A 10,056-nucleotide genomic window follows, 5' to 3' on the forward strand; every position below is an offset into this window, starting at 1 on the left:
CCCTCCTCGCCGAGCTGCCCGGCGTCTCCGGCGCCGCCGTCACCGGACCCTCCTCCGTGGTGCGCGCACGGGAGCCACACTGCCACCCCACCCCCCACCCCCCCCGCGCGCCCCCCCGCGGCGGCCCCCCCCCGCCCCCGGGGCGCGCCCAGGCCCGTGCCCCAGGATCCGTCCGCTCCGCCGGGAGTTCTCAGAGCGCGCGCCCGGCGGGGCCGCCGTCCTCGGTGTCGGTGTCGCGCGGGGCGACCACCGTGCCCGCCCAGGTCAGGGCCTTCCACCCGGACGCGGCCGGTCCGCCGGCGCCCTCCAGGACCACGACGCCCGTGTTGTCCAGGGCGTGGGCGGCGGCGAAGTCCACGTCCACGTTCTCCGCGCGGGCGGCGGTCCACATCCGGATCGCCGCCCCGTGGCTGACCAGCGCCACCGTGCCGAGGCCCGTCGCCGTCGCCTCGGCGACCACGGCGTCGAACCGGGCCAGCGCCTCGGTCCCGCTCTCGCCGCCGGGCATCCGCAGCTCCATGTCCCCCGCCGACCAGGCGAAGGCGGTGGTCAGATAGCGCCGGATCGACTCCTCGTCACCGCGCATCTCCAGGTCGCCCGCGGACAGCTCCCTGATCCCGTCCCTGACCCGCGCCTCCAGTCCGCGCGCGGCGGCCAGGGGCGCCGCCGTGAGCCGCGTACGGACCAGGTTCGAGACGTACAGCGCGCCGATGTCCTCGTCCGCCAGGGCGCCGGGCAGCGCGGCGGCCTGCCGCTCCCCCGTCGCGGTGAGCCCGGGACCGGGCTCCGCGGTGTCCAGGAGACCGGCGACGTTGGACGGGGTCTGGCCGTGTCGGATCAGCAGCAGGCGCATGAGGTGACGCATCCTCCGGATGGGTGTACGAGTGTCCGTACCACTGTCGCAGAGAGCGGCGGGTGGCCCCGTGGCCTCGCGGGGAACGGCCGGGTGGGGCACGGTGGAGGGACGTCGCGGGCCCCGCGACGCGTGAGGGCGCGCACGCGCACCGGAAGAGGGGAACGGCCCCATGTCGCACCACACCTACCGGGTCACCGAGATCGTCGGCACCTCGCACGAGGGGATCGACGACGCCATCCGCAACGGTGTCAGCCGCGCGGCGCAGACGCTGCGGGGACTGGACTGGTTCGAGGTGACGCAAGTACGCGGCCACATCGTCGACGGCGACATCGAGCACTACCAGGTCGGCATGAAGGTCGGATTCCGGCTCGACGACACGGCGTGACAGCCTGACAGCCTGACGGCCTGACGTCGTGATGCTCCCGGGCGCCCGGCGCTCAGGCCGTGAACCCCGCGTGGACATGGTCGTGGTGGGTGGCGTCGCTGAAGAACTGGCCCGGGGCGCCGCCGGAGAGCCGCACCGGACCGCCCACGTTGTACGAGCCGGCCGCCGCCGCGTCCCGCATGAAGGTCTCCACGAGCCGGCGTGAGGTCGCTGGATCCACGACCGCGTGCCCGTCGATCTGCCAGACGTCGAAGGCCCGGCCGCGTGGATGGTCGCTGGGCCGGTCGGTGCCGAAGACGTCCATCGGATGGCCGGAGCGGATCACACTGACGTACATCCGGTACGTACCCGCGAGGCGGAGCAGGGCGCGCAGGACGCTCTCGTGGACATGGCCGCTGCGGATGTCCGCCGCCGCCGCGGGCGGCAGGACGATGCGCGGCGCGGACAGCACCTCGCGCGCGGCTGCGGGCAGCGCGGGCACGGCGGCGCCGGGCCTGGCCGGGTGGAGCGCGGTCACCTCCCAGCGGGGCCGCGCCCGGCTCAGCCGCACGTCGACGGTCGTGCCGGTCGTGCCCGTACGGTGTTCCGGGGTCCACTGCCGGCAGACCACCAGCACACTGGCCGAGTCCGCGAGGATCCCGCCGTACTGGGCGTCGATCACCTGGAGCACGGCCTCGTCGGCGGCGGGCAGCAGCGGCCCCGCCTCGTCCACCAGCGACGGCGCCGCGCCCAGCGCGGCCACCCGCCGCTTCGCCGCCTCGACACCCCCCTGCCCGGCGGGCCACGCGCCGATGGCCTCCACGACCTCGACGGCGCGCGCCTTGACGGCGGGGTCCACGTCGTCGCGGTCGGGCCGCCACGGAGTGGTCGTCGGCAGCGGTCCGGACGAACGCGTCACGGCGGCGGTCCCCGTCCCGGCGGTCCCGGAGCACCCGGCGGCGCCCCCGGCCAGCAGCCCGCCGGCCCCCAGCAGCAGCGCGCGCCGTCCGAGTCCCATGGCTCCACCCGCTCCCTGATCGTTCCTGTGCTCCAGGGTGCGGGACATCGGCCCCGGCCGCATGCCGTCGGTCAGCGGGCGGCTCTACGGGTGGCGCGCAGCCACTCCTTGTTCATCGCCGCGATCGACGGCAGCGGGATGCCCTTGGGGCAGGCGGTGGCGCACTCCCCGGCGAGGGTGCAGCCGCCGAAGCCCTCCTCGTCCATCGTGGCGACCATGTCCAGGACGCGGGTCTCGCGCTCGGGCGCGCCCTGGGGCAGGACGTTGAGGTGGTTGATCTTGGCCGAGGTGAAGAGCATCGCCGAGCCGTTGGGGCAGGCGGCGACGCAGGCGCCGCAGCCGATGCACTCGGCGTGCTCGAAGGCGGAGTCGGCGTCGGGTTTGGGTACCGGGGTGGCGTGTGCCTCGGGGGCGGCGCCGGTGGGGGCGGTGATGTAGCCGCCGGCCCCGATGATCCGGTCGAAGGAGGAGCGGTCCACGACCAGGTCCTTGACGACGGGGAAGGCGCCGGCCCGCCAGGGCTCGACGTCGATGGTGTCGCCGTCGGAGAAGTGGCGCATGTGGAGCTGGCAGGTGGTGGTGCGTTCGGGGCCGTGGGCGTCGCCGTTGATGACGACTCCGCAGGCGCCGCAGATGCCCTCGCGGCAGTCGTGGTCGAAGGCGACCGGCTCGTCGCCCTTGAGGATCAGCTCCTCGTTGAGGGTGTCGAGCATCTCCAGGAACGACATGTCCTCGGAGATGTCGTCGAGCCCGTAGGTGACCATGGCGCCGGGGGTGTCGGCGTCCGGCTGGCGCCAGACGCGCAGGGTGAGCCTCATGCGTAGCTCCGCTGGGTGGGGTGGACGTACTCGAAGACGAGGTCTTCCTTGTGCAGGACGGGGGCGGTGCCGGTGCCGGTGAACTCCCAGGCGGCGGCGTACGCGAACTCCTCGTCCCGGCGGGCCGCCTCACCGCCCTCGGTCTGGGACTCCTCGCGGAAGTGGCCGCCGCAGGACTCGGTACGGTGCAGGGCGTCCAGGCACATCAGCTCGGCGAGTTCCAGGTAGTCGACGACGCGGTTGGCCTTCTCCAGCGACTGGTTGAGCTGTTCGCCGGTGCCCGGCACCTTGATCCGGCGCCAGAACTCCTCGCGGATCTGCGGGATACGGTCGAGCGCCTTGCGCAGTCCGCTGTCGGTGCGGGCCATCCCGCAGTGTTCCCAGAGGAGTTCGCCGATCTCCTTGTGGAACGACTCGGGCGTACGGTCGCCGTCCACGGCGAGCAGCAGCCGCAGCCGGTCCTCGGTGTCCGCGACGGCCTCGGCGACCTCCGGGTGGGAGCCGTCGACGGTGTCGTGGTGCGGGTGGCGGGCGAGGTAGTCGTTGATGGTGGACGGCAGGACGAAGTAGCCGTCCGCGAGCCCCTGCATGAGGGCGGAGGCGCCGAGCCGGTTGGCGCCGTGGTCGGAGAAGTTGGCCTCGCCGATCGCGAACAGCCCGGGCACGGTGGTCTGGAGGTCGTAGTCGACCCAGAGTCCGCCCATGGTGTAGTGGATCGCCGGGTAGATCCGCATCGGGACCTCGTACGGGTTCTCGGCGGTGATCCGCTCGTACATCTCGAAGAGGTTGCCGTACTTCTCCTCGACGGCCCTGCGGCCGAGCCGGGCGATGGCGTCCGCGAAGTCGAGGTAGACGCCCTGGCCGCCGGGGCCGACACCGCGTCCCTGGTCGCAGACGTTCTTCGCGGCGCGCGAGGCGATGTCGCGCGGGACGAGGTTGCCGAAGGACGGGTAGATCCGCTCCAGGTAGTAGTCGCGTTCGTCCTCGGGGATCTCGGCCGGGGGCCGGGTGTCGCCGTGTGCCACGGGCACCCAGATCCGGCCGTCGTTGCGCAGCGACTCGCTCATCAGGGTCAGTTTCGACTGGTGGTCGCCGGAGCGCGGGATGCAGGTGGGGTGGATCTGGGTGAAGCAGGGGTTGGCGAAGTGGGCGCCGCGCCGGTGGGCCCGCCAGATCGCGGTGGCGTTGCTGTTCTTGGCGTTGGTCGACAGGTGGAAGACGTTGCCGTAGCCGCCGGAGGCGAGGACCACCGCGTCGGCGAAGTACGGGGTGATCTCGCCGGTGATCAGGTCGCGGGCGACGATGCCGCGGGCCCGCCCGTCGATGACGAGCAGGTCGAGCATCTCGGTGCGGGCGTGCATCTCGACGGTGCCGGCGGCGATCTGCCGGGAGAGCGCCTGGTAGGCGCCGAGCAGGAGTTGCTGGCCGGTCTGGCCGCGCGCGTAGAACGTACGGGAGACCTGGACGCCGCCGAAGGAGCGGGTGTCGAGGAGTCCGCCGTACTCCCGGGCGAACGGGACGCCCTGGGCGACACACTGGTCGATGATCTCGACGGAGACCTCGGCGAGCCGGTGCACATTGGACTCGCGGGCGCGGAAGTCGCCGCCCTTGACGGTGTCGTAGAAGAGCCGCTGGACGGAGTCGCCGTCGTTGCGGTAGTTCTTCGCGGCGTTGATGCCGCCCTGCGCGGCGATGGAGTGGGCGCGGCGCGGGGAGTCCTGGTAGCAGAACTGGACGACGTGGTAGCCCTGTTCGGCGAGGGTGGCGCCCGCGGCGCCGCCCGCGAGGCCGGTGCCGACGACGATCACGGTGTGTTTGCGGCGGTTGGCGGGGTTGACGAGCTTCGCCTCGAAGCGGCGCCGGTCCCACCGTTCGGCGACGGGGCCGCCGGGCGCCTTGGTGTCGGCGAGCGGTGCGCCGGTGGTGTACTCGGTGTAGCGGGTGGGTTCGTTCATCTCAGCTCACCACTCCGGTCATGACGGCGACGGGTACGGCGACGAAGCCCGCCGTCAGCACCAGCGCCAGGGTGTTCGCGGCGGTCTTCAGGAAGCGGTCGCGGGTGGCGCTGCCCACGCCGAGGGTCTGTGCGGCGCTCCAGAAGCCGTGCCGGACATGGAGTCCGAGGGCGATCATCGCGACGATGTAGACCGTGTTGCCGTACCAGGTGGAGAAGGTGTCCACGACGTTCTGGTACGGATGGCCCGGCTGGAAGCCGCCGGGGTGCGCGGTGCCGGTCGTCAGGTCGAGGATGTGCCAGACGATGAACAGGGCGAGGATGATCCCGCCCCAGCGCATGGTGCGGGTCGCGTAGCTGGTCCGCGCCCGCCGGTGGACGTAGCGGCTGGGGCGCGCCGCGAGGTCGCGGCGGCTGAGCTGGTACGCGCAGACCCCGTGCAGGACGACGGCCGCGACGAGGACGATCCGTACGAGCCACAGCGCCCACTCGTAGTGCAGCAGGGGCTCGCCGAGGGTGCGCAGCCAGTGGGCGTACCCGTTGAACTCGGAGGCCCCGAAGAAGATCTTGAGATTGCCGAGCATGTGGGCGACGAGATAGCCGAGCATGATCAGGCCGCTCACGGCCATGACCGTCTTCTTCCCGATCGTCGATCTCCACAGGGTGCGGGTCATGGACGCCCGTTTGTCCGTCGGGTCCGCCGGGTCCGTCCGCGTTGCCAGAGCCATGTTCATGACGCTAGGCCGCAGCGGCCGAGAGGTCCAAGACATGGTCCGGCTGAACTCCATAGGCCATGCCTATCGTGGACGTATCCTGGGGGGATGCAGTTCCAGCAGCTCGTCTACTTCGTGGCCGTCGCCGAGACCCGCCACTTCACCCGCGCCGCCGAGCGCGTCCATGTCTCGCAGCCCTCGCTGTCGCAGCAGATCAGGGCGCTGGAGAAGGAGCTGGGCGCCGAGCTGCTGAGCCGCGCCCGGGGCAATGTCGCCCTGACCGACGCGGGTGAGGCGCTGCTCCCACTGGCCCGGCGGATCCTCGCCGACACGGAGACCGCGCGGGTCGAGGTCCAGGAGCTGGTGCAGCTCCGGCGCGGCCGGGTCAGGCTGGGCGCGCCGCCGAGTCTGTGCACGGGGCTGCTGCCCGAGGTGCTGCGCGCCTTCCACGATCTGCATCCCGGTATCGAGCTGCTGATCGAGGAGAGCGGTTCGCACGACCTCGTACGGGAGCTGGCCCGCGGCGCGCTCGATCTGGCGCTGGTGGTGATGCCGCTGCCGGCCGCCTCCCCCGCGCTGACCACGGTCGACCTGCTCCACGAGGACCTGGTGGTGGTCTCCTCACCCGGCGCGCCCGCTCCCGGGAGCCCGGTGCGGATCGCCGATCTGGAGGGCCGGCCGCTGGTGATGTTCCGGCACGGCTACGACCTGCGGGAGCTGACCGTGGCCGCCTGCCGGTCCGCCGGGTTCGAGCCGTCGTTCACCGTGGAGGGCGGTGAGATGGACGCCGTGCTCGGTTTCGTACGGGCCGGGCTCGGCATGGCGGTGGTACCCAGCATGGTGGCGGCGCGGGCGCGCGATCTGCGGGTGGCACCGCTGGCCAGGCCGGGGCTGAGCCGTACGATCGCGCTCGCGCACCGTAGCGACGTCGCCCCGCCGCGCGCCGCCCGGGAGCTCCAGAAGGTGCTGCTGGCCACGCAGGGCGCGGCCGGTACGGCGAGGGCCTGAACGGGGCGCGGGCGGAGCGGCGGGGTCCTGGACCGGTCGCGGCCGGGTCCGGACGGGACCGGCGGGGCCGCCCGGTCGGGACGGCCGCCGCTCCGTTCAGACGGCGTCCGCCAGCGACAGCGTGTGCAGGTGCTCGGGCGGCCCCGGCCTGGCGTAGTACCAGCCCTGCGCCGTGTCGCAGCCCAGCCGCCGCAGATGGTCCGCCTGTGCCCCGGTCTCCACGCCCTCCACGGTCACGGCCAGCTCCAGGCTGTGCGCCAGGGAGACGATCCCCTCGACGATCTTCAGATCGACCGGGTCGGCCGGGTGCTGCTGCATGCTCTGGGTGAAGGAACGATCCAGCTTGAGCACGCTCACCGGCAGCCTGCGCAGATTGGCGAGGTTGGAGTAGCCGGTGCCGAAGTCGTCGAGCGCGATGTCCACGCCCATCTCGGCGAGCTGGCGCAGCGGTTTGAGCAGGTCCTCGTCGGCCCCGATCAGCGCCGACTCCGTGACCTCCAGGCAGAGCGCGCCCGGTGGCAGCCCGACCCGCTCCAGCACCTCGACGGTGTCGGCGACGAGCCCGGGATGGTGGAGCTGGGTCGGCGAGAGGTTCACGTTGATCCGCAGGGGTCTGCCGAGCGTGCCCTCCGGCACCTCCTGCTGCCAGAACCGGGCCTGCCGTACGGACTGTTCCAGCACCCAGCGGCCGAGCGGCACGATCAGCCCGGTGTGCTCGGCGAGCGGGATGAACCGGTCGGGTCCGAGCACCCCGTGCTGCGGATGGGACCAGCGCACGAGCGCCTCCGCGCCGTGCACGGTGCCGTCGTCGAGATGGACCAGCGGCTGGTACTCGATGAAGAACTCACCGCGCTCCAGGGCCGCCGGCAGCGCCGTGGTCAGCCCGTGCCGGGTGATGGCGCGGGCGTCGGCCTCCGGGTCGGCCAGCTCGAAGCGGTTGCCGCCCGCCGCCTTGGCCCGGTACATGGTGATGTCCGCGCTGCGCAGCACCTCGGCGGGGCTCCGCCCGGCGGACGCCCCCTCCACGATGCCGATGGAGCCCCGTACGGTGAACTCCCGGCCCTCCAGCCGGATCGGGACGGCCAGCGCGCCGAGGATCCGGGAGGCGAGATCGGTCACCTCGCTCTCGGTGCCGGGCCTGGTCGTCAGGGCCACGAACTCGTCGCCGCCGATCCTGGCCACCATCTCGCCCGGCGCGGTGGCGCACGACTGGAGCCGGTCCGCGACCTCGACCAGCAGCCGGTCGCCCGAGGAGTGGCCGAGGCTGTCGTTGATCGCCTTGAAGCCGTCGAGGTCCAGGTAGCAGAGGCCGAAGCGGGCGTCGTCGCCCGCCGCGAGCGTCTTCTCCAGGCGCTCGAAGAACAGCGTCCGGTTGGGCAGTCCGGTCAGCGCGTCATGGGTGGCCTCGTACCGCAGCCGCAGATTGAGCAGCCGCCGCTCGGTGGTGTCCTCCATCAGCGCGAGCTGGTACTGCGGGGCGCCTTCGGGGTCACGGAGCAGCGAGAGCGTCAGATTGGTCCAGAGCACGGTGCCGTCGTTGCGGTAGAACGCCTTCTCGACCCGGAAGTGCTCACGCTCGCCGCGCACCAGTTCGTCGTAGAGCCGCCACACATGGGGCCCGTCCTCCGGGTGGACCCACTCGCTCACATTGCGGCTGCGCACATGGTGTTCGAGCCCACCGAACATCGCGGTGAGGGTGTCGTTGACCTCCAGGACATTGCCGTCGAGGTCGGCGATGCCGATCCCGATGGCCGCGCCCTCGAAGACCGCGTGGAAGCGGGCCTGGGTGGCGTGGAGCGCGTCCTCCGCGTCGCTGCGTGCCGCGAGCGCGGAGCGGGCGAGCGCCTCCTGCTCGGCGAGGGTGCGCTCGCGCAGGGCCAGCGCGTACCCGGCGGCCAGGGCGTGCTGGAGGCGGGCGCACCGGGCGCGGCTCTCCTCCCCGGGCAGTTCGTCCGTACCGCAGTACAGGACCAGGTACGCGTCGATGACGCCCAGCGTGCGGCTCAGGGCCTCCGGGTCGGTGCAGTGCGCGGCGACCAGGGCGGTGCCCGCGGCTCCGGCGGGCGAGCTGTCGAAGGGGCGCGCGTGCAGGGCCTCGCGCAGGGAGCGGGCCAGCGGCAGCAGGCACTCCTCGAACTCGGCGCGGGTGAGCGACGTGGCGGCCGACGGGAAGATCGCCCGGCTCCAGATCGTCGCGAACCGCCTGACTCTGTCCTCCAGGCCGTCCGGGTCCGCCGGGCCCGGCTCCTGTTCCGGGACCCTCACGCCTTGCGTCCCACTCCGGCGAACCCCGAGTAGGCGTACGGATCCTCCTGGTCGGCGGGGTCGGCGGGGCGCCAGTCGGGCATCGACACCAGGCCGGGTTCGACCATCTCGAAACCGTCGAAGAAACGGGCTATCTGCTCGCGGGAGCGCATCACCAGCGGGCTGTGGGTCTCCGTGTAGACGGCGACGGCGGCGTCCGTGTCCTCCGTGGGGACCGGGACGCCGTCGTACGAGGCGTGGGTGACGGTGATGAGGCTGCCGGGGGCGAGCGCGTCGCGCAGTTCGGCCACGGCCCGGTAGGGCTGGTCCTTGTCCCGCAGGAAGTGCAGGACGAAGTTGAACAGCACCGCGACGGGGCGTTCCAGGTCGAGCAGTCCGGTCGTCTCCTGGCTGTGCAGGATCTTGCGCGGCTCGCGGAGATCGGCGTTCACCACGGCGGTGTTGGGGGTGTCTTCGAGGAAGGCCCGGCTGTGGGCGACCGCGACCGGGTCGTGGTCGACGTAGACGACCTTGGCCTGCGGGTCGAGCGCGGCGGCGACTTCGTGGACATTGCCGAAGGCGGGAATGCCGGAGCCGATGTCGAGGAACTGGCCGATGCCTTCCGAGGACGCGAATTCCACGGTGCGCCGCATGAACGCGCGGTTCGCTTTCATGATCTTCGGGAGTCCCGGCATGAACCCCATGGCCCGGCGCGCGGCTTCCCTGTCCACCTCGAAATTGTGCGAACCGCCCAGATAGTAGTCATAAATGCGGGAAACGCTCGGCACCGAAATGTCGATGCCCTGCGGGGCCCAGGCGGGACGCTCCATCGATGTCTCCAACAAGTCGCCACGGAGTGCGGCCTGATAGCGGCCGGTTGTTCGAGCCGAGGCTACTGATCGACCGCCAAGAGAGCGAGCCCAAACGGAAATTAGCGATCCGTTCTTGGTCACATACAGTCGGCATGTGCATGTGGTGGGGCGCGCCGCCCCCCCGGCCGCGGGCGGCGCCCGGGGCCGGGGCCGGCGCGGGGGGGGGCCGACCCGCGCGCCCGGCCCCCACCGCGACTGGGGTAGTAAAA

At 72.2% G+C, this 10,056-nt stretch carries 9 protein-coding genes; 2 read left to right on the forward strand and 7 right to left on the reverse strand.

All coding sequences use genetic code 11. From position 1 onward, the window contains the following. Positions 1-190: 190 nt before the first annotated feature. Positions 191-853 (reverse strand): histidine phosphatase family protein, encoded by a 663-nt coding sequence (locus tag ACFXPK_RS16475; protein WP_385075865.1) that lies wholly within the window; start codon positions 851-853, stop codon positions 191-193. Positions 854-1,025: 172 nt separating this feature from the next. On the opposite strand from ACFXPK_RS16475, the gene ACFXPK_RS16480 reads away from it, so the two are divergent. After that, a complete protein-coding gene (locus tag ACFXPK_RS16480) occupies positions 1,026-1,241 on the forward strand; it encodes a dodecin (RefSeq protein WP_385004090.1) in 216 nt (71 codons plus the stop codon). A 52-nt stretch (positions 1,242-1,293) separates the two neighbouring features. On the opposite strand, the gene ACFXPK_RS16485 is transcribed toward ACFXPK_RS16480, so the two are convergent. From ACFXPK_RS16485 to ACFXPK_RS16500, 4 genes are all read right to left on the reverse strand, one after another. Continuing rightward, positions 1,294-2,238 carry a hypothetical protein gene (locus ACFXPK_RS16485; RefSeq protein WP_385075868.1) on the reverse strand — a complete coding sequence of 315 codons (945 nt, stop codon included), beginning with the start codon at positions 2,236-2,238 and terminating at the stop codon, positions 1,294-1,296. Positions 2,239-2,309: 71 nt separating this feature from the next. Then, complete coding sequence (locus ACFXPK_RS16490; RefSeq protein WP_385004095.1) at positions 2,310-3,056, reverse strand: succinate dehydrogenase/fumarate reductase iron-sulfur subunit; 747 nt, start codon at positions 3,054-3,056, stop codon at positions 2,310-2,312. Continuing rightward, on the reverse strand, positions 3,053-5,011 hold the full coding sequence (locus tag ACFXPK_RS16495) for a fumarate reductase/succinate dehydrogenase flavoprotein subunit (RefSeq protein ID WP_385004097.1): 1,959 nt from the start codon (positions 5,009-5,011) through the stop codon (positions 3,053-3,055). Before ACFXPK_RS16495 ends, ACFXPK_RS16490 begins: the two co-directional genes overlap by 4 nt. 1 nt (position 5,012) lies before the next feature. Beyond that, positions 5,013-5,738 carry a succinate dehydrogenase gene (locus tag ACFXPK_RS16500; protein WP_385004099.1) on the reverse strand — a complete coding sequence of 242 codons (726 nt, stop codon included), beginning with the start codon at positions 5,736-5,738 and terminating at the stop codon, positions 5,013-5,015. A gap of 93 nt (positions 5,739-5,831) precedes the next feature. Between ACFXPK_RS16500 and ACFXPK_RS16505 the strand changes: the two genes are divergently transcribed. After that, positions 5,832-6,731, forward strand: coding sequence for a LysR family transcriptional regulator (locus tag ACFXPK_RS16505; RefSeq protein WP_385004100.1), 900 nt, complete (start codon positions 5,832-5,834; stop codon positions 6,729-6,731). Between the two features lie 96 nt (positions 6,732-6,827). On the opposite strand, the gene ACFXPK_RS16510 is transcribed toward ACFXPK_RS16505, so the two are convergent. Beyond that, positions 6,828-8,996: a putative bifunctional diguanylate cyclase/phosphodiesterase gene (locus ACFXPK_RS16510; RefSeq protein ID WP_385004102.1), complete on the reverse strand. Its 2,169-nt coding sequence runs from the start codon at positions 8,994-8,996 to the stop codon at positions 6,828-6,830. After that, positions 8,993-9,805, reverse strand: a complete 813-nt coding sequence (locus tag ACFXPK_RS16515; RefSeq protein ID WP_385004104.1) for an SAM-dependent methyltransferase — start codon at positions 9,803-9,805, stop codon at positions 8,993-8,995. Before ACFXPK_RS16515 ends, ACFXPK_RS16510 begins: the two co-directional genes overlap by 4 nt. Positions 9,806-10,056: the final 251 nt, after the last annotated feature.

The organism is Streptomyces sp. NPDC059142 (assembly GCF_042755665.1).
Lineage (GTDB): Bacteria > Actinomycetota > Actinomycetes > Streptomycetales > Streptomycetaceae > Streptomyces.

Excerpts from the sequence above, each read along its gene's own strand:
- ACFXPK_RS16500 (WP_385004099.1), bottom strand. The coding sequence starts at position 5,738 with ATGGCTCTGGCAACGCGGACGGACCCGGCGGACCCGACGGACAAACGG.
- ACFXPK_RS16485 (WP_385075868.1), bottom strand. The coding sequence starts at position 2,238 with ATGGGACTCGGACGGCGCGCGCTGCTGCTGGGGGCCGGCGGGCTGCTG.
- ACFXPK_RS16515 (WP_385004104.1), bottom strand. The coding sequence starts at position 9,805 with ATGGAGCGTCCCGCCTGGGCCCCGCAGGGCATCGACATTTCGGTGCCG.
- ACFXPK_RS16475 (WP_385075865.1), bottom strand. The coding sequence starts at position 853 with ATGCGCCTGCTGCTGATCCGACACGGCCAGACCCCGTCCAACGTCGCC.
- ACFXPK_RS16490 (WP_385004095.1), bottom strand. The coding sequence starts at position 3,056 with ATGAGGCTCACCCTGCGCGTCTGGCGCCAGCCGGACGCCGACACCCCC.
- ACFXPK_RS16480 (WP_385004090.1), top strand. The coding sequence starts at position 1,026 with ATGTCGCACCACACCTACCGGGTCACCGAGATCGTCGGCACCTCGCAC.
- ACFXPK_RS16505 (WP_385004100.1), top strand. The coding sequence starts at position 5,832 with ATGCAGTTCCAGCAGCTCGTCTACTTCGTGGCCGTCGCCGAGACCCGC.
- ACFXPK_RS16495 (WP_385004097.1), bottom strand. The coding sequence starts at position 5,011 with ATGAACGAACCCACCCGCTACACCGAGTACACCACCGGCGCACCGCTC.